The organism is Streptomyces sp. sk2.1, assembly GCF_008120935.1.
GTDB lineage: Bacteria > Actinomycetota > Actinomycetes > Streptomycetales > Streptomycetaceae > Streptomyces.
Genome location: NZ_RDBO01000032.1, coordinates 13,660 through 38,279 on the forward strand (window position 1 = coordinate 13,660; position 24,620 = coordinate 38,279).

Here is a 24,620-nt window from a genome sequence, read left to right on the forward strand (position 1 = left end):
CCGTGAAACTCGCAACCGTGGAACACGACCGCGTCGAGCGGACCGCGCTCGTACTCGACCAGGGCGAGCGCCTCCTGCTGCTCGACCGCGCCCACCGTCTGGTGACCGGCGAGCACGCCCCCACGCTGACCACCATGCAGACGATCATCGACGGCGGCGAACCCGTGCGGCAGACCCTGCAGCGGCTCGCCGAACAGGCCCCGCCCGAAGCGGTCGTCGCCGCGTCCGAGGTGCGCTGGCTGTCCCCGCTGCCCAGGCCCGTGCAGATCCGGGACTTCGGCAGTTTCATGGACCACTTCCGCAACGCCCGCTCCCGGATCCAGGGCATCCCGGCCGACCAGGTCGAACTGCCCGCCATCATGCTCGAACGCCCGCTGTACTACGTGACCAACCGGCTCTCCGTGACCGGCCACGACAGCGACATCCACTGGCCCACGTACTCCTCGGTGCGGGACTACGAGCTGGAGTTCGCCTGTGTGCTGGGCCGCGACGGCACGGACATCCCCGCGGCGGACGCCCAGTCGCACATCTTCGGCTACACGATCTTCAACGACTTCAGCGCCCGCGACACCCAGCTGGAGGAGATCGCCACCGGGCTGGGCCTGAGCAAGAGCAAGGACTTCACCGACTCGAACGTCCTGGGCCCGTGGATCGTCACCGCCGACGAACTGGGCGACCCGTACCGGCTCACGATGACCGCCCGCATCAACGGCGAGGAGGCCAGCCGGGGCACGTCCGCCGACATGCACCACACCTTCGCCGACATGATCGCCTTCGCCTCCCAGTCGACCCGGCTGCACGCCGGAGAAGTCCTGTGCTCGGGCACCGTGCCCACCGGCTGCGGACTGGAGCACGGCCGCTTCCTGGAACCCGGCGACACCGTGGAACTCGAAGTCTCCGGCCTGGGCGTGCTGCGCAACCGGGTGGTGTCATGAACCGCGAAGCACTCGTCCTCGGCGTCGGCGCCACCCCCTTCGGCCGCCACCTCGACCGCAGTGCCGGCGACCTCGCCGGCCAGGCCGCGCACGAGGCGCTGCGCGACGCCGGGCTCGCTCCGGCCGACGTCGGCGCCGTCTTCCACGCCACGGTCAGCCAGAAGGCGATCGACGGCCAGCACATGATTCCCGGCCAGGTCGCCCTGCGCCCGCACGGGTTCGCCGGGGTGCCCGTGGTGAATGTGGAGAACGCCTGCGCGGGCGGCGCCACGGCCCTGTGGCTGGCGATCGCCCACGTGCGGGCGGGCCTGTCGGACGTCGCCCTGGCCGTAGGCGTGGACAAGCTCGTCTGCGCCGACCCCGCCCAGGGACTGGCGGTGTTCGACGGCGCCATGGACATCGCCCACCGCGAGGAGACCCTGGCCGCGCTCACCGCCCTGACCGACCCTCTGCCGCCCGAATTGACCGTGGACGGCGACCGGTCGGTGTTCATGGAGATCTACGCCTCCCTGGCCCGTGCCCACATGCAGCGCTTCGGCACCACCGAAGCCCACCTGGCCGCGGTCTCGGCGAAGAACCACGCCCACTCCGTCCACAACTCCCGGGCCCATTTCCGCCGGGCGTTCACTGCGGAGGAGATCCTGGCGGCGCGGCGGGTGGCATGGCCGCTGACGGTGCCGATGTGCTCACCGGTCAGCGACGGGGCCGCCGCCGTCGTCGTGACGCGGGCCGACTTCACCCGTGACGAGTCGGCCGTGGCGGTGCTGAGCAGTGTCCTGCTGTCGGGTACCGACCGGGCGGCGGACGACGCCGGGCGGCACATCGGCCGCCGGGCCGCGCTCGCCGCCTACGAGAAGGCCGGCGTCGGTCCGCAGGACATCGACGCGGCGGAGGTCCATGACGCCACCGCCTTCGGCGAGATCCAGCAGGTGGAGAACCTGGGATTCTGCCCGATCGGCGACGGCGGCCCGTGGTCGGCCTCGGGCGCCGGAGCGCTCGGTGGCGCCCTCCCGGTGAATCCGTCCGGAGGACTCGAATCGCGCGGCCACCCGGTGTCCGCCACCGGACTGGCGCAGATCTTCGAACTGGTCACGCAACTGCGCGGCCGGGCGGGCGCGCGCCAGGTCTCCGACGCGCGCATCGCCGTTGCCGAGAACGGCGGTGGCCTCTACGGAATCGAGGAGGCGGTGGCCGCCGTGACCATCCTGGGGAGGAACCGATGAGACCCGGCTACGCGGACCTGATCCTGTCGGCGCTGCGCCGACGGCCCGAGCGCACCGCCTTCCGCTTCACCGGCGACGACAGGACGAAGCAGACCTGGACCTACGGCGAGACCGCGGAACGGATCGAACGCACCGCGGCCGCGTTCGGACGACTGGGCCTCACGACCGGCGACGGGATCGCCCTGCTGTGCGGCCCGAACCCGCAGGCGTTCACCGTCATGGCCGCCGCCTGCCTGGCCGGACTGCGCTACACCGCCCTTCACCCGCTCGCCACCGCGGACGCCGACCGGACGATCCTGCGCGACAGCGCGTCCGACTACCTGGTCGTGGACGACACCCGCTTCGCCGCCCGCGCCCGCCCCGACGGCACCAGGGCGATCACCCTCGCCGAACTCGACCGCCTCGCCGCCGACACACCCCCCGGTCCAAACGACCCGCGCGGCCCCGCGCTCTACCTCTTCTACACCGGCGGCACGACCGGCGAACCCAAGGGCGTGATGCTGCGCGACCGCTCGCTGCTCGCCAACGCCTGGGCCTGCTCCACCTGGGCCTGGCCGCCGGACACCCACTTCCTGATCACCACCCCCATGTCGCACGCCGCCGGGCTCCTCGTCGCACCCGGCCTGCTCCACGGCGCCGGCTTCGAACTCCACCCCTCCTTCGACCCGGACCGCGTCATCGACGCGATCGAACGCGACGGCGTGAGCGCCACGTTCGTCGTCCCCACGATGCTGTACGCCCTGCTCGACCACCCCCGCCTTCCCGCGGCCGACCTGTCGGGGCTGAACTGGGTCCTCTACGGCGCCGCACCCGCCGACCCCACCCGCCTCGCCCGGGCGCACCGGCTCCTCGGCCCCGTGCTCAGCCAGCACTACGGCCAGGCCGAGGCCCCCAATGCCCTGACCGTCCTGGATCCGGCCCAGCACCGCGACGACCCGCACGTCCTGGGCAGCTGCGGCCGGCCCATGCCCGGCGTGGAGATCGCCCTGCTCGACCCGCACGGCCGGCACGTACCGGCAGGCGAACCCGGTGAGCTGTGCGTCCGGGGACCGCTCGTGATGGACGGCTATTGGAACAAGCCCGAGCAGACCGCGATCGCGCTCGACGGAGGCTGGCTGCACACCGGTGATGTCGCCCGCCGGGACGACACCGGTCTGATCACGATCATCGACCGGATCAAGGACACCATCATCACCGGCGGGTTCAACGTCTACCCGCGCGAGGTCGAGGAGGCCCTCGCCACGCACCCGGCCGTCGCCGCCAGCGCCGTCTACGGCACCCCCGACCCGCACTGGGGCGAAGCCGTCACCGCCACCGTGGTCCTGCGCCCCGGACGGCAGGCCACCCCGGCCGATCTGACGGAGCATGTCCGTGCCCGCAAGGGTGCGCTCTGGGCCCCGAAACTGCTCCGATTCGCCGATTCACTGCCCCTCACCGCCCTGGGCAAGATCGACAAGAAGGAACTCCGCAACCAGCCCTGAACGGGGCTCGGGCGGGCGCTGTCACGTTGTTGGGCGCGTGGGTTCTGACGGGGCGTCGGGGCCTGGCGGGTGCCGGGTTTCGGGTCGGGTGCTCAGGCCTCGGAGGGCTGGCCGACGGTGCCGGTGGCCTGGTTCCAGATTGCGAAGCGGATGGTCATCCCGGCTCGGTGGTCGGGGACGGTCATCAGGTGGCGGCGGGGTCGGAAGTGGGGCGAGATGCCGCTGGACGCGGACAGGAACCGGCTGGGTGCCACCGGTACTGCGGAAGCCCTTCAGCGCGCGTGCACGCTGCCTCGTCGGCTGATGACTGTTCTCCGCCCGGTTGTTCGGACCCTTGTGCGAGCGGTGCTCGGCCGAGGGCATGACTTCTCGGTGGGCCGCGCCGTAGGAGCGCAGCCTGCCGGTGACGATCACTCGTGGCACCGTGCGGGTCTTCTTCAGCAGCCCACGGAAGAACCGCCTGGCCGCAGCGGTGTCCCGCCGGTTCTGTACGAGGATGTCCAGGACGGTGCCGTCGGCGTCCACGGCCCGCCACAGGTACTCCTGCTTTCCGGTGATCTTGATGAAGACCTCGTCCAGGTGCCACTTGTCCCCGGGCCGGGGCTGCCGACGGCAGAGCACACTGGCGCAGGTCTGCCCGAACCCGGCGCACCAGCGGCGGACCGTCTCATAGGGGACGACGACACCGCGCTCGAGCATCAGCTCCTCGACCTCGCGGAACGACAGCGGGAAGCGGTGGTACAGCCACACGCGGTGGGCAATGACCTCGACCGGGTACCGGTGCCCTTGTGCGACGGCGGCGCGCTGTCCACGGACGTCCCCTCCCCGCATGACCAACCAGAAGAGCGTCCCACCCCGTCAGTCAATGTGACAGTGCCCTATTGGTTCCGTTGGTCCGCTTCGAGCAGTTCGGTGAGGCGGCGAACCGCGAAGGAGACCAGCGGCTGCACCGGGATCAGTCGACATGGGGCGGCACCGACCATTACCTCCTCGATGCCGGCCTGCTCCTCGAATTCGCGGCCGATGGCGGGGAAATACCTCCCGTTGTCGTTGCCGACGTCGAGCGTCTCGACCCAAACCCGCTCGCTGTCGAGGTCCCGTGGGAAGCGACGGACCTTCAGGCGTGGGTTGGGTGTGAGTGTTTCGGCGTAGTGCAGGAAGGTGTTGCGGTCGTGGCCGACCCCTACGAGGAGGATGTGGCCCCCGAGGTCGTTCAGGCGGCCGAACGGCGACGTTCGGCCGACCGCGAATCCGAGCGTCTGACAGCGAACGATGTCGGCTGCCCGAGCGCCGATGGCGGCGACGGACGCCTGCGGATGCGAGCTGCGCACGCTCTCGGGCAAGGAGCGCAGGAGTTCGGGGACGGCGCCCATGCCGGTGGATGGCAGGTCGGGATGAAAGGTGGGTACGGCCGCGCGCCGTTCGATCAAGGCGGCATCGGGGATACCGACGCGATCGGGGTCGGGATCGGTGACCTGCCAGGTGAAGGTGGGAGTGACGAGCGTTCCGGTCGGGCCGAGCAGGGTGCGCAGGCTGCCGATCACGGCGGCGGCTCCGCCGTCGACGCGGCCGATGCTGGACAGAGACGAGTGCACGATCACGGACATGCCTTCCCGGACCCCGGCCCTGCGCCATCCCTCCACCAGGTCGGTGCTGGTCAGGCCGTCGGTTCGCGGCTCGGTCATTCGCATGCTCGGGGATCTCCGTCTTCAGGGTGGTGGGGTGCATCGCTCCTCCGTCACCTGGCCGGCGCTGTGCGGAGGAACGCGAGGATCTCCGCCCGGGCAGCCTTGGCCTGTGGTTCCACTGGGGCTGTTTCGTCGTCTCCCGTCGGGGCCGCGGCCGGTAGACCCGGACGGGGAGGGCGCGGCCGGGCAGCTCGATCTCCTGCCAGTCGCTCGCGGCGCCGGGTCCCGGTTCCCCGGCGATCGCCCGCATCGCGCCAGAGGCCCGGAAGCGGTTCTCCGTGTCGCGACAGGCGCGCAATTCCTCGGCCGTGATCGCCGAGGAGTCCGGCCCCTGCCGCTGCTCCGTGTCAGTGACCTCGCTCATATCCCCTCCCCGGTCAGATTTGTGGGCCGACGATGTGAAACCTACGCTGTAGGGTTACTTCCCGTACGGTAATTTCTACGGCGTAGGTTTGCAAGAGGGGAGTGGACATGGCCAGACGCGTTCAGGGCACTTCGGCAGGACCCGACCGCGAGCGCGTCGCCGCCGTAGCACTGGTCGACCGCGGCGGCCCGGAGCGCTTCGGGGTACGACGACTCGCACAAGAACTCGAGGTCGACCCGATGCCGATCTACCACCACATCAAGGGCAAGGGGGCACTGCTGGACGCGATGTCCGAGGCGGTGCTCGCCGGGGTGGCGGCCGCCGCGGGCGATGACGCATCCCGCTGCTGGGAGGAAAACGCCCGGCGGACGGCGCACGGCTACCGCGAGATGACCTACCGGCACCCCCAGGTGTTCCCGTTGCTGGTGACGCGCGCCCAAACCTCGCCGGCGGCCGTCTCCGCCCTGGAGGAACCGGTCACCGCGATGCGTGAGGCCGGCCTGCCCGACCGGATGATCGCGGACGCGTCCGTGGTGCTGTTCGGCTTCCTCAACGGCCATCTGCCGGCGCGCACCAGCGGCGGGCCCGGCCCATCGCTGTGCCCGCGTTCGACGCCACCGCGTACCCCGCGATGGCCGCGCTCGGCCCGCTCATGGCCGTCTTCGGATCCCTGGCAGAGTTCGACCGGATGCTCGACACAGTGCTCGCCGGGATCAAGGACCGGGGCGCCCCTGATGCGTGTATCTGAAGTGGATTTTGGCGAGGGGCTCGTCTTGCTTCAGAGGTAATCGTCTCGGCGCGCCTGCGCGGGCAGGATCAGCGATCTCTCCGCGTCGGTGGACGCGGATCAGGATGGAGGAGTCAACCATGTCCATGGCCGTACCAACGAACACACGTACTGTGGTTGAGGAGTTACTGCGCAGAATCGGCGAGGGCGACCCTGAGCGCATCGCTGAGTTGTACGCCGAGCACAGTGATTGGAAGCTCGACTGGCCGGAGGCCGAGCACAACCGTGCTGCCACGCCGTGGATCCGTCACCGGTCCACCCGGGCCGACGCGGCCGCCCACTATCGCGAGCTTGCCGAGTACCACGTGCCGGAGTGCGTGGCGACTGAGGTCGAGCGCATCCTCATCGATGGAAACGACGCCGTCGTGCTCGGCGAGATCCGTCAGACTCCCCGGCCCACGGGACGTGCGTATCGCGCGCGGTTCGCTCTGCATCTCACCATCGAAGACGGCCTTGTCACCCGGCACCATGTCTACGAGGACAGCCTTGCCGTCGCCCAGGCATTCGAGGCGGAGAATCCGTGAGGCCACCGGGCTAATCGCGAAGGTGGCGGTCACAGCCACCCGTTGATGGCCGCGATGAGGACTGCAGCCTCGTAGCGGACCACGAGCTTGTCGTGGCGCGTCGCCACGGCGCGGTGCCTTTTGGGGCGATTGATGCCGCACTCGACCGCATGACGCTCGCGGCGGTGGGCCGGGGCGCGGAGGTCGGCCGCCGCGGGAGCCGAGCTTCCGGCGGTTGAGTGCTTCTACGACCAGGGATGAACATGGGGGAGGACCCGAGGGCAGGTGCCGTCCCGCTGTCATCGGCGGAACAGATCGTAGATCCGGCCCCACGACCCGTACCCGACGGGCACGTCCCGCCGCGAACCACCAGTCCGGACCCGGAACCGTATGCCATCGATCGACTGTCGCCGACGCCAGACCAGCGACCGGGGTCCCGTCTTCATGTCACGAGCTGATCGCCGAGAGGGGCGCGCAGGTACAGGACGAGGTGTCCGTGCCGGGCCCGGGTGATAAGACCGGTCCGGTGCAGGATGCCGAGGTGCTGGTTCACCGTTCCCTGGCTGAGCGCGAGTCGGCGGGCCAGATCGGTGGTGCTCGAGGGCTCGGCGAGAAGCGTCAGGATGCGGGCACGGGTACTGCCGAGGAGGTCTGCCAGGGCTTGGGGTGGAGCGGCCGCTTCGGTGTGCCAGACCGTGGCCCGGCCTCGCGCTGGGTAGAGGATCCTCGGCGGCAGCGCGGGATTGACGAGGGTACTGGTGTGGTGACTGAACAGGGACGGGGTAAGGATCACCCCCCGTCCGTCCACCGCTTCATCGCGGGGCTCGTCGCACAGAGCGTCCACACTGAGCGTGCCGGCCTCCCAGCACAGCCCCGGGTCGATGTCCGGGAAGAGGGCGGCCGCGCCCTCGTCGGTCAGTCGGCGGGCCCGGTGGAGGACGTCGGCCCGCAGAACGGCGTGCATCCGCGGCCAATGCGGTGCGATCACGAGCGCCCAGTAGGCGTGGAGGGCCTCGGCGATCCGCGCGAGGAGGTGCCGAGGTGCGTCGTACACCTGCTGGAGATTCGGGTCCAGCTCTCTGCCGCTGGCGGCCTGGAGCAGTTCGGGCACCATGCGTTCGGTCGGCGTCGCCCGCAGCGCGGCGAACTCGTCATCGATGTCGGGGGTGGACGTCGTCGGATGCGGGGTGACGAAGTCGGGAATCCGTCGGCGGGGGCCGACCAGCGCCTGCAGCAAGGGCCAGTCGAGCTGTCTCAGCAGCGGGGCGGACTGGCGGAGAAAGAGCTGGTGTTCGGCGTGTCGCACCGGGTGGTGCCAGGCCCACAGGCTCAGGACGGTCTCGGTGAGCGGTGAATGGGCGAACCGGACCGAGGCCAGGTCGTCGACGTCGAGCCGGAGCAGCAACATTCGGCCCACACTAAATCTTTCGCGTGGTGGGTGAACAGCCTGATGTGATCCGGCGCATGACTGCTTCTGCTGCTGGGGGAAGCCCGGCGACGGCGACGTACGACCGTATTGGTTTTGGCTACCAGCAGGTCCGCAAGCCTGCCCCGCGCCTGGCCGAACTGATCCGCAACGCTACGGCTGGGGCTCGCACCGTAGTCAATGTCGGGGCGGGCGCCGGCTCTTACGAGCTGACGGATGCGGATGTGACTGCGGTGGCCCCTGTTCGGGTCACGTTCGTCCCACATCCCGGTCGCTGCAAGGTCCTGGCCGATGCGGAGGAGCTGCCCTTCGAGCTGAACCGGAAGTCCGTGGAGTACGGCCACCGCCTGCTCTCAGCGGGGAGCGGCGAGACTCTGAGGGGGATCGGCGGATGACCGGGGTGGTCACGGGCTGCTGGTATGAGCTGCACGAACTCGGTGGCGGAGTTGTCCGGATCACCGAACCGCATGTCGACAAGTTGCTGCGGGCCAACTTGTGGTGGTTGCGTGGAGCAGACCGCGACATCGTCGTGGACGCGGGTTTGGGCGTGGCCTCCCTGAGCGCGGAGATCCCGCAGCTGTTCGAGCGGGATCCGCTGGTGATCCTCACTCATGCCCATCTGGACCATGTCGGAGGAGCGGGCGAGTTCCGCGAACAAGCCGCCCACACTGCCGCCGCCGACGCGCTCGCGCGCGGCGTACCCGCGAGCCTGTACACCACCGAGCTCTACAACAGAATCGGCATCGTCCCGGCGGAGGAGTACCTGCCGGACCTGCTGATCGACTCTCTTCCCGGCCCTGGATACAACCCGCGCACCTACAGCGTGGCTCCGCTGACGGTGACCCACCGTCTTCACGACGGAGACGTCATCGACCTGGGTGGCCGCACACTGGCGGTCATCCACCTGCCTGGCCACACACCCGGATGCATCGCCCTCCACGAGGAGCGCACCGGCGCGCTCTACACGGGGGATGTGGTCTACGACGGCTACCTCATCGATGACCTCCCTGAATCGGTCCGCTCCGCCTACCGGCACAGCATGGAGCACCTTGCGGACCTGGACCTGTCCGTCGTCCACCCGGGCCACGGCCGCAGCTTCGACCGGAGCCGCCTGCTCGAACTGACACAGAGCTACCTCCAACAGGAACCGTGCCCGTAGATCCTCTTGGTCAACTGCGCCTCGGAGACCTCTGACCCCGGCGGGCGCCGGCCGTCGGCCACACGAGAGCAAGAAGCTGTCTTCCATGAGTGTTCTGTCGTCGATTCAAGGGCCGTGGGATCTCGGCGGCCGCAGCGCCAAGGAGTTGGACTACGTTGAGTGAAGGGACGAGAACCGCGTGGATGTGTATGAAGCTGTGGTCGGTCGTCGGGCCGTGCGGGCGTTCAGCGACGAACCGGTGTCCCAGGAGGTTCTCGAACGAGTGCTGACCGCAGCGACGCGGGCTCCGTCGAGTGGGAACCTCCAGCCATGGCATGTCTATGTCGTGGCCGGCGAGCCCCTGGCCGAACTGAAGAGGCGCGCGACGGCCAGGGCACTGGCGGGCGACCCGGGCGACGAGCGGGAGTACCCGATGTACCCGGACGGACTGGCCTCGCCGTATATGGACCGTTTCGCCGCCGCGGCCGCCCAGCGGTACGAAGCGCTGGGCATCGAGCGCGACGACCCCGACCGGCCCATGAAGATCGCCGCTTTGAACTCGGAGGCGTTCGGGGCGCCGCTCGTGCTGTTCTGCTATCTCGACCGGGCGATGGGCCCCGGGCAGTGGGCGGACGCGGGGATGTACCTGCAGACGGTCATGCTGTTGCTGAGGGCGGAAGGGCTGCACAGCTGCCCCCAGGTGATGTGGACGATGTATCGCAAGACCGTCAGCCGGACAGTCGGGGCCGACGACAGGCTCGTGCTGCTCTGCGGTGTCTCGGTGGGATTCGAGAAAGTAGGCGTGCCACCGCTGTGCACCGGGCGGGCAGACATGAGGGAAACAGTGAACTTCATCGGAACATAACCACCGGATGGTCGAGATCCGCAGGATCAGCAGGCACGACCGTCCCCATGTCCTCGCGCTCGCCGACCAAGATCAATCGCAGGGCCGGGCCTCACCGCTCCGCGCCGTCGACCACCTACTCTGCGCCGCCGTCGGGCCGCGCTGCCGCCGGGCCGCGCTGCCGCCGGGCCGCGCTGCCGCCGGGCCGCGCTGCCGCCGGGCTGTGTTGTGGTCGATGGCCTGGCCACGGCCCCGTGCCGCCCCGCGCCGCGCTGTTTCGCCGGGCCGGGGTGTAACGCCCGCGCCCGGGTGCACAGTTCGTTCTCGCCGTAGTGTCTCCGCTGCCGCGGTCCGGCGGTGCGTGCCGCGTGTGTCGCGCTCTGGCTGTCCGGTCACCGCTCCCTGCTCTGCCGGGGCAGGACTTCACGTAGGTCGTCGACCGCCTGAGGCTCCGTCGTGTCTCACCGCTCCGTCCCGCCCCGCCGTGCCGGGTTGTTCTGCCTGTGCCGGGTCGTAACGCCCCCGGCCCGGGTACTCAGCTCACCCTTGATGCGGCAGCCACTGCTGCACGGCGAGTGCCCCGGTCGCCAGGCGGCCAGGCCCGGCTTCGTATGTCGCTGGAGGTCTGGTCATCGGCTGCCCCGCCGCCCACGGCCTCGTTGCCGCCGCTCCGTTCCGTGCCGTCGGCTACGTTTCTCGCCCGTCCCTTTTGGGGCGGCGCCGGGTCCGGTTGCAGACGGGGCCGGGCCCAGGGCCGTCGCCCGCCCGCCCCGGACCACCGCCTCACCGCTCCGCGTCGTCGACCACCTACTCCGCGGCCCCGCCCCGTGTCGCCGCCGTGGCCCCGCCGCCCTGGGTTCCTGTCGCGTCGACGGCCCGGTCGTGGTCGCGCCGCCGCTCAGCCTCTGCCGTGCCCGCCAGGACACAGGACCGGAACCCGGGCCCCGGGGCTTGTTTGCCATCTGGCCCACGATCCCGTACTCCGTAGATACGTGCCTCGCCGCCCCGGCCGGCTTCGCCTCGCCGCCCCTGCCTCGCTGCTGCCGGGATCCGGCCGCCCTGCTGCGGCGTTCGCCGCGCGATGGTCGACGGTCGGCCGCAGCCGTCCCCGTCGCTTCGCGTCGTCGGGTCCGGGGACGGCTGCCGGTGCCGGACGCACCCGCGTCTTGCCGGGGAGGTCGACGGTCACCGACTATGCGCATGTGAGACCTCAAGTCCAGGCATTCGTCGCCGACGGCCCGCTCCCTGACTGGGACGCGAGCGAAGAAGAGATCGACAGGCGCGTCGAGCAGCTCGAAGTGATTCCGAAGCCGGTCACGGGAGAGGAGGCCCGTGCGCTTGTCGCCTGCTTCGGCCTCGACGACTGCTACGGCGTCGCCTGGACGCTCCTGCACCTCATCGAGACCGGCCCCAACCCCGTCCTGGCCACCGACCCCGGACCGGACGCCAACGAGTGGCACCAGCGGCTCTTCCTCCGCGCCGTGAACGGAGGACTCGTGCCCCGGACTTGACGGCATAGCAACGTGAGGTGTCTGCCGTGCTGTCCCGCCCGCGTCGACGCCGTGCTGTTGTTCCCGCCGCTCCTCGGCTTGCCCTGACCGCCACCGTGCCGGACTGCGTCCGGCACGACCCGAAGGACCTGCACGGCCTGGTGGTGGAGCTGGACAGCGCGATGCGCCGGCTGACGGACCCGGCGGGCGGCCTCACGCTCCGCAACCACATCAAGCACCGGGCCGAGGCGCTGTTCGCCGACGCCCCGGCGGGGTCGGGTCGGATGGCGCGTGGGGAAAGCGATCACGATGGCGGCCCGGGAAATCAGCCGTTCTCCGCCACCCGGAAGGCCAGACAGACAACGACGGTGTGATCATCGACCGTGGTGCCCTCACGGTCCCAGAAACGCCGGTGCACATCGCGCCAGGCCTCAAGAGAAGCATCGCCTTCCCCCTCGGCCCTGGCATGTTCCCAGGTGACATCGCCAAAGGGCTTCACCTCTACACCGATGAACTCCAGGGTGGCCACGCACCGGCCCTCGTTGTCCAGGAGAGCCTGCCGCTCACCGGCGTACTCCAGGCCTTCGGCCTCTTCGGCATACTCGTCGAGCAGACAGGTCGTGGCGGTCTTGGCGCCTGTCAGAACCAAAGAGTTGAGCATGTCCCGCATCTCACCGGGAAGCCCCAGTTCCAGCGCACGCATACCGTTGACTCGCGGCCACATCGTCCCATCCGTCCCGCTCGGCGTGGGCATCCCGTCCACAGGCGACACACGCATGATCATATGCCCAGCTCTTCGTCATCGATGACAACTCGTGCCCGCGTGAGCGGTACCGCGCCAACGGAGCCGGAGCCGGAGCCGGGAGGCTACAGGTCGGGCTACGGCGGGTCCGGCCAGTCACGGTGGCGTGATCAAGAGCACCCGTTGGCATCCAGCCAGGAGGACACGTCCCTCGCGCTGGACGGCATCGACGAACTCCACCCGCCCTCCGGCCGCTTCCGCGAAGCGATCGAGCGCGAGCTGCTCCGGGAGCATGGCCTGATCGAGGACGAGCGGCAGTAGTCAGCGCGAAGCCCCGGGACCGCCTGTCGAGGTCCCGGGGCTTCGTGGTGCTCAGCGTGCGGTAGCGGGCTCCGGGAGCCGTCGCGACATGTTCATCTCCTCGACGGTGGCGACCAGCGGGGCCAGCTCGGGGTTCTTGGCGGCCTCGTCCAGCGCCTCCCGGAGAGCGGCCTCGTTGGTCGGCCTGGCCGCTTCCAGGAGCTCCAGGCCGGGCCCGGTAACGTCGGTGTAGATGCCGCGGCGGTCGGTCGCGCAGAGGTAGCGCGAGAGCAGGCCGCGGTTCTCCAGCCGGGTGACGAGGCGGGTGGTGGCGCTCTGGCTGAGCACGACCGCGTCGGCGACCTGCTTCATCTGCAGGTGCCCGCCCTCGCCTTCGTGCTGGCGGCTGAGCACGTCGAGCAGCGAGTACTCGCGCACGCTCAGGTCGTGCTCGGCCTGGAGGGTGCGCTCGATGTGTGCCTCGATCCGGCCGGCCAGGAGGTAGAGGGCGGCCCAGCCGTTGGCGAGGGCGGTCAGTGCGGGGTCCGTGGCGGTCATGGGCGCGGCGCTCCTTCCAGGTGCGTGTTCTCCAGGATAAGCCCTTGCGCACAATATTAGCCAACGCGTGCATTCGGCTCACACAATCATTTCGCTTCGTGGCGCCCGGATGCGTGACCCACCGCCGTCCGGAGAATCGGTTCCACCTGGCTCCTCGGGAATCCGCCCCGAGTCCGCGCAGCGACCGCCGCTGCGCGGGCCCGGGGCGAAGGGAATCGTCATGACCGTTTCCAGTACCCCGATGAACCTCACCAGGGCGGCCCGCGTCGGGATCTCGGTGTCGGACCTGGACGCCTCGGTCGCGTTTTACGAGGCGCTCACCGGGCGCGAGCCCGTCGCCTCGGGGGCCACGCACGGCGTGCCCTTTGGTGGGGTGCAGGGCCTGTCCACCGCGGATCTGCGCTGTGCCGCGATCAACCTCGACAACGGCCTCGGCATCGACCTCATCGGGTTCCGCAACCCGTCGGGTGAGCCGACCGGGGCGCCGCCAACCGTCCGGGCTCGATGTGCCTGTGCCTGCGGGTGGACGACTTCGACGCGGTGTACCGGCGGATGAAGGAGGCCGGCTGTGCCTGCCTCGGCGACGGCTGCACGTTCATCGCGGGCGAGGTGACACCCGAGGCGGCGCTCGGCACCAAGGTCGCCTACTTCAACGACCCGGATGGCATCAGTTTGGAGATCATCCGGCCCGAGGGCGGCTTCGCCGGCCGAGGTGCCCGACCGGCGCGGGTGGGACCCGGACCGACATGGTTCCGGACCCCGCCCGCGTTCGCGCGTTTGCCGCCATCGCCTACCATCGGCGACAAGCAGATGCCCGCACTTGTATTTAATCCGCGCATGCAATTATTGTTGGAGCGCGTAAGGCGCAACAGCAATCGTACGGAGGACGGCACACCATGCCTCTCGCGCTCCTAGCCCTGGCCATCGGGGCCTTCGGGATCGGTACGACCGAGTTCGTGGTCATGGGCCTGCTGCCCGAGATCGCCGGCGACTACGGGGTGTCCATCCCCTCCGCCGGACTCCTGGTCACCGGTTACGCGATCGGCGTCGTCATCGGCGCCCCGCTGATGACGGTGCTCGGCACCCGGATCGGCCGCAAGAAGATGCTCATGATCCTCATGGGCCTGTTCGTGGTGGGGAACCTGCTCTCCGCCGTGGCGCCGACCATGGGCGTGATGCTCGCCGGTCGCATCGTGGCCTCCCTCGCCCACGGCGCGTTCTTCGGCATCGGCTCGGTGGTCGCCGCCGACCTCGTTGCCCCCGACAAGAAGGCCGGCGCCATCGCCACGATGTTCACCGGCCTCACCATCGCCAACATCGCCGGCGTTCCGCTGGGCACCTTCATCGGCCAGGCCGTCGGCTGGCGCGTCACCTTCGCCGTCGTCGCCGCGCTCGGCGTGGTCGGACTGCTCGGCATCGCCAAGCTCGTCCCCGCCCTGCCCCGCCCCGAGGGCGCCCACCTGCGCCGCGAGCTCACGGCGTTCCGCAACCCCCAGGTCCTGCTCGCCATGGCGATGACCGTCCTCGGCTTCGGCGGTGTCTTCGCGGCGATCACCTACATCGCCCCGATGATGACCCACGTCGCCGGGTACTCCGACGGCGCCGTCACCTGGCTGCTGGTCCTGTTCGGCGTCGGGATGTTCCTCGGCAACCTGCTCGGCGGCAAGTTCGCCGACCGCAAGCTGATGCCGATGCTCTACGCCTCTCTCGGCGGACTCGCCGTCGTGCTGGCCCTGTTCACTCTCACCGCGCACAACAAGGTCCTCGCCGCGGTTTCCATCATGCTCGTCGGGGCGCTCGGCTTCGCCACTGTCCCGCCGCTGCAGAAGCGGGTCCTCGACCAGGCGCACGGCGCGCCCACTCTGGCCTCCGCCGTCAACATCGGCGCCTTCAACCTCGGCAACGCCCTCGCCGCGTGGCTCGGCGGCATGGTCATCGCCGCCGGCCTCGGCTACACCGCCCCGAACTGGGTCGGCGCGCTGCTCGCCGGGGCCGCCCTCCTGCTGGCCATCTGGTCCGCCGCCCTGGAGCGCCGCACCCCCGTACGGGAGGGCGCCGTCACCGCCGCTCCCGTCCCCGTCCACCACTGACCGCCCCCTCCCCGTTCCTTCCAGGAGAAGCGCCACCATGAACACCACCCTCACCCCGCTGACCACCGCCGACGCCGAGACCCTCGTCGCCGCCGCCCGCCGCGCCGCCCGGGCGGCCGGGGTCGCGGTCAGCGTCACCGTCCTGGACGCGGGCGGTCACCTGCTCGCCTTCCTCCGTGACGACAGCGCCGTGCTGATCTCCGGGGAGACCAGCACCCGCAAGGCATACACCGCCCTCCAGCTGGGCGCCCCCACCGCCGACCTGGTCGACCTCGTCAAGCCGGACGGACCGTTCCACACCCTGCCCACCGCGCTCGACCGGCCGCTCCTCTTCATCGCCGGCGGCGTCCCGATCCACCGCGACGGCAAGCTCGTCGGCGCCCTCGGCCTCGGCGGCGGCGCCCCCGAGCAGGACCACTCCTTCGCCACCGCCGCGCTGACGGAACTCGCCCGGTGACCCGCACCCCGCAGGAGGTCTTCGCCGACCACGGGCAGCGCCTGGGCACAGGGGGCCTCGACCACATCGCCGGGAACTACACCGAGGACACCGTCCTCATCACCCCCGAGGGTGTGTTCCGCGGTCACGACGGGGTCCGGCGGGTCATCGGCCGTCTCCTGGCCGATCTCCCGGACGCCGACTGGCAGCTGGACCCGCAGTTCGCGGGCGGGGTGCTGTTCCTCCAGTGGACCGCCGCCACCGCCACCCACCAGGTCACCGACGGCACCGACACCTTCGTCTTCCGCGACGGACTCATCAGCGCCCAGACCGTCCGCTACACCGTCACTGACCGCCCTCTCTGAAAGTGCGCACCATGAACAACTCCACCGTCCCCACCGTCAAGCTCAACAACGGCGTCGAGATCCCCCAGCTCGGCTTCGGCGTCTTCCAGGTCCCCGACGACGAGACCACCGCCGCCGTCACCTCCGCCCTCCAGGCCGGCTACCGCAGCATCGACACCGCCGCGATCTACGGCAACGAGACCGGAGTCGGCCGCGCCCTGGCCGCCTCCGGCCTGCCGCGCGAGGAGCTGTTCGTCACCACCAAACTGTGGAACGCCGACCAAGGCTACGACGCCACGCTGCGCGCCTTCGACGCCGGCCTCGCCAAGCTCGGTCTGGAGCAGATCGACCTCTACCTGATCCACTGGCCCACCCCGGCCCGCGACCTCTACCCGGACTCCTGGCGCGCCGTCGAGCGCCTCGCCTCCGAGGGCCGCATCCGCGCCGCGGGCGTCTCCAACTTCCAGCCCGCCCACCTCCAGCGCCTGTTGGACAACAGCCGGCTGGTGCCTGCCGTCAACCAGATCGAGCTGCACCCCGGCCTCCAGCAGGCCGAGCTGCGCGCCTTCCACGCCGAGCACGGCATCGCCACCGAGGCGTGGAGCCCGCTCGCCCAGGGCGCCGTTCTGGACGACCCGGCGATCACCGCGATCGCCGCCCGCACCGGCAAGTCCGCCGCCCAGGTGGTCCTGCGCTGGCACCTCCAGCTCGGCAACATCGTCATCCCGAAGTCCGTCACCCCGGCGCGCATCCGCCAGAACCTGGACGTCTTCGACTTCCAACTGACCGACGAGGACATGGCCGCCATCGCCGCCACCGACCGCGGCCTGCGCACCGGCCCGCACCCGGACCAGTTCAACTGACCGACCCCGCACCTCCGGAAGCCCGCTGCGGGCCGGCCCTTCCCGGCCCGCAGCGGGCTTCGCTCGTTCCCCCGCTCTGAGGACCGATTCACCCATGGCACCCCGTCACACCGCCCTCACCCGCCTCGCCCCCGGCGAGGGCCGGCTCACCCTCGGCCTGGAACTCCCCCTCGACAACGACTGGGGCCCCTCCCGGCAGGCGGCCGACCGTACGGCCGGCCGCCCCCACGGCGTCCCGGACCTTGCCGACCACGCGCGCCTCGCACAGCTCGCCGACCGGCTCGGCTTCGCCGGCCTCTGGGTGCGCGACGTCCCGCTCTTCGATCCCGTCCGCTTCGGGGACGCCGGGACGGTCTTCGAGACCTTCACCCACCTCGGCCACCTCGCCGCCGTCACCGAGCACGCCGTCCTCGGCACCGCGGCCGTCGTCCTGCCGCTGCGCGAACCGCTGCTCGTCGCCAAGGCCGCCGCCACCGTCGACGCGCTCTCCGGCGGCCGGATGCTGCTCGGCCTCGCCAGCGGCGACCGTCCCGTCGAGTACCCGCTCTTCGGACAGGACTTCGAGGCCCGCGGCGCCGCCTTCCGCGAGGGACTGCACACCCTGCGCGCCGCCTGGCGCCCCGGCCCGCTGGAACTGCCCGGGGCCGGACTCGGCCCGGACTTCCAGCTGGAAGTCCTGCCGAAACCGGCGCAGGCGGCAGGCATCCCGATCGCCGTCGCCGGCGGTGCCCAGCAGACGCCCGAGTGGATCGCCGAGCACGCCGACGCCTCGCTCAACTACCCCCGCGACCTGGGCGCGCTGCGCCTGCGGACCCGCCAGTGGCGCGAACTCGCCGGGGAGAAGCCGTACGTGACCCCGATGGTGCTCACCCTTCAGGAAGACCCGCACGCCCCGGCCCGTCCGATCCGGCTCGGCCTCAGCACCGGCCGCAACGCCCTGATCGAGCACCTGGAGACCATGGCGCTGTTCGGGGTCTCGCACGTCTCCTTCAACCTGCGGCCCAACGACCGGCCGGTGGAGGAGCTGCTGCAGGAGCTCGCAAAGTACGTCCTGCCACGATTCCCCGCGTCCGGCGCGTAGGAGCCCTTGCATTAGCCCGCGTCTGCAATTATTGTTAAAGCATGCAAAGGGTGCTCGCATCTATCGAGTGACCCTTGCGCCCCCCACTCTCCGTCTCGAAAAGGCACCACCATGTCCCTCAAGGAACTCCTCCCCGGCAAGCTCGGCTACGGCACCGCCCCGCTCGGCAACATGTTCCGCGCGATCCCCGACGACGAGGCCCGCGCCACCGTCGAGGCCGCCTGGCAGCAGGGCGTCCGCTACTACGACACCGCCCCCTTCTACGGCGCCGGCCTCGCCGAGGAGCGCCTCGGCGAAGTCCTCTCCGCCAAGCCCCGCGACGAGTACGTGCTCTCCACCAAGGTCGGCCGCGTCATCCTCGACGAGCTGGAGGAAGGCACTCGCGAACTCGGTGAGAAGGGCGGCCTGTTCGAGCACGGCAACCCCAACAAGATGCTGCACGTCTGGACCGCCGAGGCCACCGAACGCTCCATCGAGGACAGCCTCGAGCGCCTGCGCACCGACCGCCTGGACATCGTCTGGGTCCACGACATCGCCCAGGACTTCCACGGCGACGCGTGGCTGCAGAAGTTCGAGGAGGCCCGCACCGGCGCCTTCCGCGTCCTGTCCCGGCTGCGCGACGAGGGCGTCATCAAGGCGTGGGGCCTCGGCGTCAACAAGACCGAGCCCATCGAACTCACCCTGTCCCTCGACGAGCCGCGGCCCGACGGCTTCCTCCTCGCCGGCCGCTACACCCTCCTCGACCACGAGCACGCTCTCCAGCGCCTGCTGCCCATGGCCCAGGAACAGGGCGCCGACATGGTCGTCGGTGGCCCCTACAGCTCCGGCATCCTCGCCGGCGGCACCCACTTCGAGTACCAGGAAGCCCCTGCGCACATCATCGAGCGCGTCACCCGGCTCAAGAACCTGGCCGCGAAGCACGGCGTGAGCATCAAGGCCGCCGCCCTGCAGTTCTCCCTCGCCCACCCGGCCACCGCCGCAGTCGTCGCCGGTGCCACCAAGCCCAGCCGCATCGCCGAGGACCAGGCGGCGCTCAACGAGACCGCTCCCGCCGCGTTCTGGCAAGAGCTGCGCGCCGCAGGCCTCGTCAGCCCGGCCGCCCCGCTCCCGTACGGCGCCTGAATCACCCCCAACCCGTCAGGAAATCCGATCATGGCCTTCACCTCCGTCAGCCGCATCGTCCCCGCCTCCCCTCAGCAGGTCTGGAACCTCATCGGCGGCTTCGACTCCCTCCCCGACTGGCTCCCCTGCATCCCCGAGAGCACCGCCCTCGCAGGCGGCCGCGTCCGCCGCCTGCGCAACCCCGAGGGCGGGATCATCATCGAGCGCCTCGTCGCCTTCAACGAGGCCGAGCGCCACTACAGCTACGCCATCCTGGAAGCCCCGTTCCCCGTCAACGGCTACGTCTCCACGATCCGCGTCCACGCCGTCCCCGGCCAGGACGATGTCGCCGAGGTCCAGTGGTCCGGCCGATTCAACCCCGACGGCGTCACCGACGCCGAGGCCGAGGACCTGTTCGCGGGCATCTACCGCGACGGCCTCGACGCCCTCCACACCACCCTCGCCGCCTGAGCCCCCTTCCTTCCTCCTGCAAGCCCGGGTACGCCCCCGCGTATCCGGACTGCCGACTCGTTCCGGGCCCCTGGAGTAGCCCGTGTCAGGCGCGGGGAAAGCGACGTCGAAGACGGTGGGGGTGCTGGTGAGCGTGGCGTCCAGAGCCTCCAGGAGGCCTCGCCTGCGGCCCCGGGCTGGCGGACGACTCGATCCTCACCCGCATGCGGCCGTCCGCCACCTCGGCCCCGACCGTCAGGGGCCGGGCCGTCGCCGCTGGCACATCGGCGAGATCCCTCAGCTCGCCGACGGCGGCCGTGTCGCGGAGATCCGACTTGGAGCGGACCGCATCGTCCTTGCCCAGCGCAACGAGGTCGCCGGGGCGGCCGACGTCGGCTTCGAGGTCCTGGTGGGCTGCCCGACCGACAAGGAATGCGAGGGCCCGACGTGGGCCCCGGTCCATGACGTGACCGATCTCCTGCACGCCCTGACCGGTGAGCTGACGAACGACCCGGGCGTGCACTGCACCCTCCACGGCCCGCACAACAGCCACAACCAGAACGACGACATCGAGAGCCGGACCGGCCCGGAGGGCCAGCACGCGGACACGAGCCGCGTGTGAGCCGCGCCGCAGACAGACCACACCCGCACTCTGTGCCGCCCCGGACCCGCGCCCGCGGGGACCGGGACGGCCGCAGTGGCCCCTCAACCCTGGACAGCGAGAGGAGAGGTGCGTCATGCCCCTGCCTTATCTCGAGGCCGACGTCCCGATACACCGCACTGATCAGCCCGGCCTGAGTGGTGTGCACGTCTTCACCGATCGCGCCGACAGCTGCAGCGCCGCTGTACGGATTGCGCACGAGATCTACGACGTGGCACGCGCCACGGCGGTGGCCAAACCTGAGATCCCCCACGACGGCCGGACGGTTGGGTGGACTGCTAGACGGTCGAGCAGTCCAGGAGCCGCCCGTCGGTGGTGCCAATGAGCGGTCGGCCGGGTTCGGCAACGGTCAGCGCGGTAGCCACGACGGGTACTCCGGCAACAGCCAGATGCCGACGCCAGCGAACGTTGCCGTCACGGAGACCGAGTCCGACGATTTCGCCATCGTCGTACGCGACATGGACGGTCTCCATGTCGTGGTCGAGGTCCGTGGCCTTCCGGTCTGTCCGAAAGACCCAAGTGGGCTCTTCAACGGCTACTGCGCGCCGTACGACGAACGAGCCGCCGGGCTGCAACCCGTGGCCGTGATAGACGGTGCCGGCATGAATCAGATCACCGTCGGTGGTCTCCACGCCGGGGCCGGCGAAGTGTGTCTCTTCCGGCTTCCAGGAATAGGGAGACAACTGGCCATTTCCAACCTGCCGGCGGTGGCCGCGTGTTGTAACTGAGCGCTTCGTTGCCGACTGCGTCCGGACGAAGCCAGCCACGTTGGAATCAACTGGGCGATCGATCCCGATCATGACAGGATGACGGTTCAGGACAGGGGAGGCGGGGCGGTATGGGGCTGGACTACAGCTATGAGATCTTCATGCCCCCTCGGAACGTTGCGAGAGCGCTGACCCGGCTGGCCGAGCTCGCCCCCCAAGGCCGCGAGACGCCGCCGCTTCCGGTGACCCTGCCGGGCGGAGAGCAGTTGATCGTGCCGTTCACTTCGAATTTCAAGAGCGAACCGGTCGACTGTTCGGCAGGCGGCTCGCTCGAACTGGACACCTCGATTGTCGTCGGCGTCGACGACGCGGTGCACGAGTTCTTCCTCCGCGATTCCGACAGGGTCGACGAGCAGGGACGGGTGTCGGTCGGGTACATCTACCTGACGGTCAGGTTCTCCCCCGCATGGCACCCGAACTTTGCGTCACTGCAGTTCACAGCCGCTACCTCGAGCATGAGCCGGATGTTCGTGCAGTCCGCGAGCGTCAGGAAGGTGTTCACCGACCTCACCGCCACCACCGGTGGTGTGTGCTGCCTCCTCGACACCGAGACCGACATCTTCGACATCTGCTGGCTCAACGGCGAGACGTTCAGTGGTGAGACTGTTCCTGGCACCCGTTTCTCGCGCTTCCACGATCTCGTCGCCGCCTGGTGCGAGCCGGTGGAGTAGAACGGGGACGGCGCCCGCACGGGATACGGCGCACCTGCCCGGTCAACGCTCAACCGGCCAACTGAAGTGCTCAGTCACATGTGTTGGACGGAACTGCGGAACGACGAAGCTCCTGGTAGACGGGTTCTCGACCAAGATCGCCCGCAGCCACCAGGAGCTTCGTGTGCTTGTCCACCCTTCCCCAAGCTCTCGGCTTCGTTCGAGCAGGGGAGGCCCCATTCGATCGACCTGTCCAGTCGCATCCTGCGGTACCTGACCGGGCGACTCGCTGCCCGGCGAGGGGAGATCGGGACCCGGTGGCGGCGTCTGACCGCCGGCCGTCAGGCTCTGCTCGCCCTGGCCCATCTGCGCTGTGGTGACACCTGCACCCAACTCGCCGCCGGGTTCGGTATCGGCATCGCGACCGCATACCGCTACATACGCGAGGCCGTGGACGTACTGGCCGCCCTCGCGCCCACCCTGGCCGAGGCGATGCGCCTCGCGCGGACCAAGGCGTTCGTGATCCTGGACGGCACCCTGCTGCCCATCGACCGGATCGCCGCCGACACCCCGTACCACTCGGGCAAACACAAACGCCACGGCATGAACGTCCAAGTCCTCACCGACCCGTTCGGCCGCCTGTTGTGGGCCTCGCCCGCGTTGCCCGGCTCCACCCACGACCTGACCGCCGCCCGCACCCACGGCATCGTCGAAGCACTCACCGACGCCGACCTCAAGCGCTGGGCCGACAAGGCATACCAGGGCGCCGGCGGCTCCATCCGGGTGCCCTTCCGCGGCCGTCGCCTCAAGCGGTGGCAGCGCCGTCACAACAGCACACACGCCAAGATCCGCTGCCTCGGCGAGCAGGCCATGGCCACCCTGAAGGGCTGACGTCTCCTGCGGAAGCTCCGCTGAAGCACCAACCGCATCGCAGCGATTGTCCAGGCCGTCCTCGTCCTTCACCACGCGTCAGCGTGAGGTTGGAAAAGGCTCACTCATTCGGGTGGCTGGCCGGAGATGCCTACGTACCAGTCGTGCGCTTCTGTCATCGCGTTCATGCTCGGGTAGTAGGGCTTGGCGACACCGTCGAAGTCCTTGAAGTAGACCGTGGCGCAGAGGGGATACCGCTCCCCGGTGGGGGCCACGACCATACTCGGGGGAGCCACCCACGCGAACTTTCCTGGCTGGGTACATGTCTTGCGGGCGAAGGTCAAGGTGGGGTCTGCCGCCCCCCGGGTCAGCACGTCCGACCAGTTCATGTACGTCACCACGTGAGCGTAGAACGCCAACTCCCATACAAGAAAGATGAATTGACAACCGGTTCGTCGCAAGGTAGGTGTCCCGCCCTGTGGTTTCTGCGGCCGGGCTTCGGGGTCGGTGTGGTTCGTCGGCGGCCGCCAGGGGAGTGCCTGGGTGGGTGCCTTCCAACCAACCGCTCAGCGGCCTCGGCAACGTCCCGGCACCGCCTTGCGCCGCTCCCGCGACCGGATTGGGCTCCCTGCCCGGGCGGCCCGGAGGGTGCTTCACGGCAGCATGCAACTACACGGCTGGCCGGGGCGAACGGACGGCGCAGAAGGCGTCGGATCTGACCGCGCGGGCCGCTGCACCGACGGTGCGCCGGGTTCGGCAGGGCGTTGAGATCGTCGGCAGTGATGTCCGCGCACCCGCCCGTCGACCGCCCGGCCCCGGACAGTGCCGCCGTGCCGGGCCGGGGTTCTGCGCAGGAGCGTCGACCGCTCGCGGCCCGGGCTGCGGCCGCGCCACTCCGCGTCGTCGACCACCTGCCTCGCAGACCCGCGGCCCGGCCGCGCGTGCTGCGGGTGCCTCGTGGGTCGCTGGAAGTCTGCTCACCGCCCCATCCGTCGTCGTCGCCGCCTCATCGCATCGCATCGCACCGCACCGTCGGCCTCCTTCCCGTCCGTACCTCCCGGGCCGTGCCGCCGCTCGACCTGCCGTGCCGCGATGCCGGTGCCAGTTGCAGGGCCGGGATCAGGGCTGTCGACCGTTCGCCCCGGGCCGCCGCCTTACCGGTCCGCGCCGGTCCGCGCCGTGCCGTCGCCGCGGCTGTGCCTCGCCCCATTGCCAGGCCGCCGCGTCGGCCGCGCCCCCGTTCCATGCCGCGCCGCCGTGTCTGGTCGTGTCCCCGTGCGCTCGTCAGGTTCCGCGCAGGACGCTCGGCCTCCGGTGGATGGCTCCACTTTCGACGCGCGCTCTGGGTGGTGCACTCCGATCGGTTCGATGGTCGTCCAGATTGAACCGGACGATTCCCTACATGTGGGTGAGAATATTGGCAAAAGGGTGCGGGATCGGGTGGCGAGCGGCGTAGGGGCGCACCATCGGCAGTGCACCTGCCGCAGCCGGTCCCGGAGGATAAGTCTTCATCGTGGGCTGACGTGGTTCCGTCACGTTCGGCACAGAGTCCTGACGTAAGGCTGGTGACTCCGTTGGAGGCGTTGGCGAAGCTCGTCCGCATAGATGGTCTCGCCTTCATGCCTGCGCAGTTACTTCGGCTCGGCGAAGAGGAACTGCTCGCCATTCATCGAGGGCTGCGAGGCATCGCCAACGGCGCCGCGAAGGCAAGGGACGCTGGTCAAAGGCACTCGCCGATGGCAGAGATGACGATGGCGGCCTCGGCTGTGCCGAGGCGCCCGTACGCGGCCGGGTCCAGCGCACCGGCGGCAGGCGGGACGGCCGACGC

At 70.0% G+C, this 24,620-nt stretch carries 28 protein-coding genes and 2 pseudogenes; 23 read left to right on the plus strand and 7 right to left on the minus strand.

Going from position 1 to position 24,620, the window contains the following annotated elements:
• Nucleotides 1-2: 2 nt before the first annotated feature.
• Genes EAO76_RS12025 through EAO76_RS12035 form a run of 3 tightly spaced genes read left to right on the plus strand, consistent with a single transcriptional unit; the run spans nt 3 to nt 3,639 of the window.
• Entirely contained in the window at nt 3-935 is a 933-nt protein-coding gene (locus tag EAO76_RS12025; protein WP_148835918.1) for a fumarylacetoacetate hydrolase family protein, read from the plus strand.
• Nucleotides 932-2,158 (plus strand): thiolase family protein, encoded by a 1,227-nt coding sequence (locus tag EAO76_RS12030; RefSeq protein ID WP_148835919.1) that lies wholly within the window; start codon nt 932-934, stop codon nt 2,156-2,158. Before EAO76_RS12025 ends, EAO76_RS12030 begins: the two co-directional genes overlap by 4 nt.
• The gene (locus tag EAO76_RS12035; protein WP_148835920.1) at nt 2,155-3,639 is read left to right on the plus strand and encodes an AMP-binding protein; all 1,485 of its coding nucleotides are present in this window, start codon (nt 2,155-2,157) and stop codon (nt 3,637-3,639) included. Before EAO76_RS12030 ends, EAO76_RS12035 begins: the two co-directional genes overlap by 4 nt.
• A 92-nt stretch (nt 3,640-3,731) precedes the next feature.
• On the opposite strand, the pseudogene EAO76_RS12040 reads toward EAO76_RS12035, so the two are convergent.
• Both EAO76_RS12040 and EAO76_RS12045 read right to left on the minus strand, forming a co-directional pair.
• Nucleotides 3,732-4,470, minus strand: a pseudogene (locus EAO76_RS12040) (IS6 family transposase).
• Between the two features lie 47 nt (nt 4,471-4,517).
• A complete protein-coding gene (locus tag EAO76_RS12045) occupies nt 4,518-5,330 on the minus strand; it encodes an AAC(3) family N-acetyltransferase (RefSeq protein WP_222872150.1) in 813 nt (270 codons plus the stop codon).
• Nucleotides 5,331-5,798: 468 nt separating this feature from the next.
• Here EAO76_RS12045 and EAO76_RS12055 point away from each other — a divergent pair, with 468 nt between their 5' ends.
• The gene (locus EAO76_RS12055) at nt 5,799-6,479 is read left to right on the plus strand and encodes a TetR/AcrR family transcriptional regulator (RefSeq protein ID WP_262375411.1); all 681 of its coding nucleotides are present in this window, start codon (nt 5,799-5,801) and stop codon (nt 6,477-6,479) included.
• A 79-nt stretch (nt 6,480-6,558) separates the two neighbouring features.
• Nucleotides 6,559-7,002: a nuclear transport factor 2 family protein gene (locus EAO76_RS12060; protein ID WP_148835921.1), complete on the plus strand. Its 444-nt coding sequence runs from the start codon at nt 6,559-6,561 to the stop codon at nt 7,000-7,002.
• A 421-nt stretch (nt 7,003-7,423) separates the two neighbouring features.
• Here the strand turns inward: EAO76_RS12060 and EAO76_RS12070 are convergent, their stop codons facing one another.
• Nucleotides 7,424-8,389, minus strand: coding sequence for a helix-turn-helix transcriptional regulator (locus EAO76_RS12070; RefSeq protein ID WP_148835922.1), 966 nt, complete (start codon nt 8,387-8,389; stop codon nt 7,424-7,426).
• Nucleotides 8,390-8,412: 23 nt separating this feature from the next.
• On the opposite strand from EAO76_RS12070, the gene EAO76_RS12075 reads away from it, so the two are divergent.
• The 5 genes from EAO76_RS12075 (at nt 8,413) to EAO76_RS12095 (ending at nt 12,253) form a co-directional block, all read left to right on the plus strand.
• Nucleotides 8,413-8,802: a hypothetical protein gene (locus tag EAO76_RS12075; protein WP_148835923.1), complete on the plus strand. Its 390-nt coding sequence runs from the start codon at nt 8,413-8,415 to the stop codon at nt 8,800-8,802.
• Nucleotides 8,799-9,566 carry an MBL fold metallo-hydrolase gene (locus EAO76_RS12080; RefSeq protein WP_148835924.1) on the plus strand — a complete coding sequence of 256 codons (768 nt, stop codon included), beginning with the start codon at nt 8,799-8,801 and terminating at the stop codon, nt 9,564-9,566. The genes EAO76_RS12075 and EAO76_RS12080 overlap by 4 nt, the downstream gene beginning before the upstream one ends.
• Before the next feature lie 178 nt (nt 9,567-9,744).
• The gene (locus EAO76_RS12085) at nt 9,745-10,410 is read left to right on the plus strand and encodes a nitroreductase (RefSeq protein WP_148835925.1); all 666 of its coding nucleotides are present in this window, start codon (nt 9,745-9,747) and stop codon (nt 10,408-10,410) included.
• A 1,181-nt stretch (nt 10,411-11,591) separates the two neighbouring features.
• Nucleotides 11,592-11,900, plus strand: a complete 309-nt coding sequence (locus tag EAO76_RS12090) for a hypothetical protein (RefSeq protein ID WP_148835926.1) — start codon at nt 11,592-11,594, stop codon at nt 11,898-11,900.
• 26 nt (nt 11,901-11,926) lie between these two features.
• Nucleotides 11,927-12,253, plus strand: coding sequence for a hypothetical protein (locus tag EAO76_RS12095; protein ID WP_148835927.1), 327 nt, complete (start codon nt 11,927-11,929; stop codon nt 12,251-12,253).
• On the opposite strand, the gene EAO76_RS12100 is transcribed toward EAO76_RS12095, so the two are convergent.
• Nucleotides 12,205-12,651 (minus strand): ASCH domain-containing protein, encoded by a 447-nt coding sequence (locus tag EAO76_RS12100; protein ID WP_316248332.1) that lies wholly within the window; start codon nt 12,649-12,651, stop codon nt 12,205-12,207. The two genes, EAO76_RS12095 and EAO76_RS12100, sit on opposite strands and share 49 nt — an antisense overlap.
• A gap of 153 nt (nt 12,652-12,804) precedes the next feature.
• Between EAO76_RS12100 and EAO76_RS44490 the strand changes: the two genes are divergently transcribed.
• Nucleotides 12,805-12,942, plus strand: coding sequence for a hypothetical protein (locus EAO76_RS44490; protein WP_187438578.1), 138 nt, complete (start codon nt 12,805-12,807; stop codon nt 12,940-12,942).
• Nucleotides 12,943-12,993: 51 nt separating this feature from the next.
• Here the strand turns inward: EAO76_RS44490 and EAO76_RS12105 are convergent, their stop codons facing one another.
• Nucleotides 12,994-13,479 carry a MarR family winged helix-turn-helix transcriptional regulator gene (locus tag EAO76_RS12105; protein WP_148835928.1) on the minus strand — a complete coding sequence of 162 codons (486 nt, stop codon included), beginning with the start codon at nt 13,477-13,479 and terminating at the stop codon, nt 12,994-12,996.
• A gap of 220 nt (nt 13,480-13,699) precedes the next feature.
• Here EAO76_RS12105 and EAO76_RS12110 point away from each other — a divergent pair, with 220 nt between their 5' ends.
• The 10 genes from EAO76_RS12110 to EAO76_RS46095 all read left to right on the plus strand — a co-directional run bounded on the left by EAO76_RS12110 (nt 13,700) and on the right by EAO76_RS46095 (nt 20,466).
• Nucleotides 13,700-14,035 (plus strand): hypothetical protein, encoded by a 336-nt coding sequence (locus EAO76_RS12110; protein WP_148835929.1) that lies wholly within the window; start codon nt 13,700-13,702, stop codon nt 14,033-14,035.
• On the plus strand, nt 14,002-14,394 hold the full coding sequence (locus tag EAO76_RS12115) for a hypothetical protein (protein WP_187438579.1): 393 nt from the start codon (nt 14,002-14,004) through the stop codon (nt 14,392-14,394). The genes EAO76_RS12110 and EAO76_RS12115 overlap by 34 nt, the downstream gene beginning before the upstream one ends.
• A complete protein-coding gene (locus EAO76_RS12120) occupies nt 14,376-15,569 on the plus strand; it encodes an MFS transporter (RefSeq protein WP_148835931.1) in 1,194 nt (397 codons plus the stop codon). Before EAO76_RS12115 ends, EAO76_RS12120 begins: the two co-directional genes overlap by 19 nt.
• 37 nt (nt 15,570-15,606) lie before the next feature.
• The gene (locus tag EAO76_RS12125) at nt 15,607-16,026 is read left to right on the plus strand and encodes a heme-binding protein (RefSeq protein ID WP_148835932.1); all 420 of its coding nucleotides are present in this window, start codon (nt 15,607-15,609) and stop codon (nt 16,024-16,026) included.
• The gene (locus EAO76_RS12130; protein ID WP_148835933.1) at nt 16,023-16,370 is read left to right on the plus strand and encodes a nuclear transport factor 2 family protein; all 348 of its coding nucleotides are present in this window, start codon (nt 16,023-16,025) and stop codon (nt 16,368-16,370) included. The genes EAO76_RS12125 and EAO76_RS12130 overlap by 4 nt, the downstream gene beginning before the upstream one ends.
• 11 nt (nt 16,371-16,381) lie before the next feature.
• The gene (locus EAO76_RS12135; RefSeq protein ID WP_148835934.1) at nt 16,382-17,212 is read left to right on the plus strand and encodes an aldo/keto reductase; all 831 of its coding nucleotides are present in this window, start codon (nt 16,382-16,384) and stop codon (nt 17,210-17,212) included.
• A gap of 94 nt (nt 17,213-17,306) precedes the next feature.
• Nucleotides 17,307-18,293 (plus strand): TIGR03571 family LLM class oxidoreductase, encoded by a 987-nt coding sequence (locus EAO76_RS12140; protein ID WP_148835935.1) that lies wholly within the window; start codon nt 17,307-17,309, stop codon nt 18,291-18,293.
• A 111-nt stretch (nt 18,294-18,404) separates the two neighbouring features.
• Complete coding sequence (locus EAO76_RS12145; RefSeq protein ID WP_148835936.1) at nt 18,405-19,415, plus strand: aldo/keto reductase; 1,011 nt, start codon at nt 18,405-18,407, stop codon at nt 19,413-19,415.
• 30 nt (nt 19,416-19,445) lie between these two features.
• On the plus strand, nt 19,446-19,865 hold the full coding sequence (locus tag EAO76_RS12150; protein ID WP_148835937.1) for an SRPBCC family protein: 420 nt from the start codon (nt 19,446-19,448) through the stop codon (nt 19,863-19,865).
• An 82-nt stretch (nt 19,866-19,947) separates the two neighbouring features.
• Nucleotides 19,948-20,466 carry a hypothetical protein gene (locus tag EAO76_RS46095; protein WP_262375408.1) on the plus strand — a complete coding sequence of 173 codons (519 nt, stop codon included), beginning with the start codon at nt 19,948-19,950 and terminating at the stop codon, nt 20,464-20,466.
• Nucleotides 20,467-20,783: 317 nt separating this feature from the next.
• On the opposite strand, the gene EAO76_RS12160 is transcribed toward EAO76_RS46095, so the two are convergent.
• Nucleotides 20,784-21,305 carry a hypothetical protein gene (locus EAO76_RS12160; RefSeq protein ID WP_148835938.1) on the minus strand — a complete coding sequence of 174 codons (522 nt, stop codon included), beginning with the start codon at nt 21,303-21,305 and terminating at the stop codon, nt 20,784-20,786.
• Between the two features lie 38 nt (nt 21,306-21,343).
• Here EAO76_RS12160 and EAO76_RS12165 point away from each other — a divergent pair, with 38 nt between their 5' ends.
• Entirely contained in the window at nt 21,344-21,943 is a 600-nt protein-coding gene (locus EAO76_RS12165; protein ID WP_148835939.1) for a hypothetical protein, read from the plus strand.
• A 222-nt stretch (nt 21,944-22,165) separates the two neighbouring features.
• Nucleotides 22,166-22,900: pseudogene (locus EAO76_RS12170) on the plus strand (transposase family protein).
• 17 nt (nt 22,901-22,917) lie between these two features.
• On the opposite strand, the gene EAO76_RS46100 reads toward EAO76_RS12170, so the two are convergent.
• Nucleotides 22,918-23,088, minus strand: a complete 171-nt coding sequence (locus tag EAO76_RS46100) for a hypothetical protein (RefSeq protein WP_262375409.1) — start codon at nt 23,086-23,088, stop codon at nt 22,918-22,920.
• Between the last annotated feature and the right edge of the window lie 1,532 nt (nt 23,089-24,620).

Coding starts and splice junctions, on each gene's coding strand:
- EAO76_RS12030 (WP_148835919.1), top strand. CDS start 932: ATGAACCGCGAAGCACTCGTCCTCGGCGTCGGCGCCACCCCCTTCGGC.
- EAO76_RS12035 (WP_148835920.1), top strand. CDS start 2,155: ATGAGACCCGGCTACGCGGACCTGATCCTGTCGGCGCTGCGCCGACGG.
- EAO76_RS12045 (WP_222872150.1), bottom strand. CDS start 5,330: ATGCGAATGACCGAGCCGCGAACCGACGGCCTGACCAGCACCGACCTG.
- EAO76_RS12055 (WP_262375411.1), top strand. CDS start 5,799: ATGGCCAGACGCGTTCAGGGCACTTCGGCAGGACCCGACCGCGAGCGC.
- EAO76_RS12060 (WP_148835921.1), top strand. CDS start 6,559: ATGTCCATGGCCGTACCAACGAACACACGTACTGTGGTTGAGGAGTTA.
- EAO76_RS12070 (WP_148835922.1), bottom strand. CDS start 8,389: ATGTTGCTGCTCCGGCTCGACGTCGACGACCTGGCCTCGGTCCGGTTC.
- EAO76_RS12080 (WP_148835924.1), top strand. CDS start 8,799: ATGACCGGGGTGGTCACGGGCTGCTGGTATGAGCTGCACGAACTCGGT.
- EAO76_RS12105 (WP_148835928.1), bottom strand. CDS start 13,479: ATGACCGCCACGGACCCCGCACTGACCGCCCTCGCCAACGGCTGGGCC.
- EAO76_RS12110 (WP_148835929.1), top strand. CDS start 13,700: ATGACCGTTTCCAGTACCCCGATGAACCTCACCAGGGCGGCCCGCGTC.
- EAO76_RS12120 (WP_148835931.1), top strand. CDS start 14,376: ATGCCTCTCGCGCTCCTAGCCCTGGCCATCGGGGCCTTCGGGATCGGT.
- EAO76_RS12125 (WP_148835932.1), top strand. CDS start 15,607: ATGAACACCACCCTCACCCCGCTGACCACCGCCGACGCCGAGACCCTC.
- EAO76_RS12135 (WP_148835934.1), top strand. CDS start 16,382: ATGAACAACTCCACCGTCCCCACCGTCAAGCTCAACAACGGCGTCGAG.
- EAO76_RS12140 (WP_148835935.1), top strand. CDS start 17,307: ATGGCACCCCGTCACACCGCCCTCACCCGCCTCGCCCCCGGCGAGGGC.
- EAO76_RS12145 (WP_148835936.1), top strand. CDS start 18,405: ATGTCCCTCAAGGAACTCCTCCCCGGCAAGCTCGGCTACGGCACCGCC.
- EAO76_RS12150 (WP_148835937.1), top strand. CDS start 19,446: ATGGCCTTCACCTCCGTCAGCCGCATCGTCCCCGCCTCCCCTCAGCAG.
- EAO76_RS12160 (WP_148835938.1), bottom strand. CDS start 21,305: ATGATCGGGATCGATCGCCCAGTTGATTCCAACGTGGCTGGCTTCGTC.
- EAO76_RS12165 (WP_148835939.1), top strand. CDS start 21,344: ATGGGGCTGGACTACAGCTATGAGATCTTCATGCCCCCTCGGAACGTT.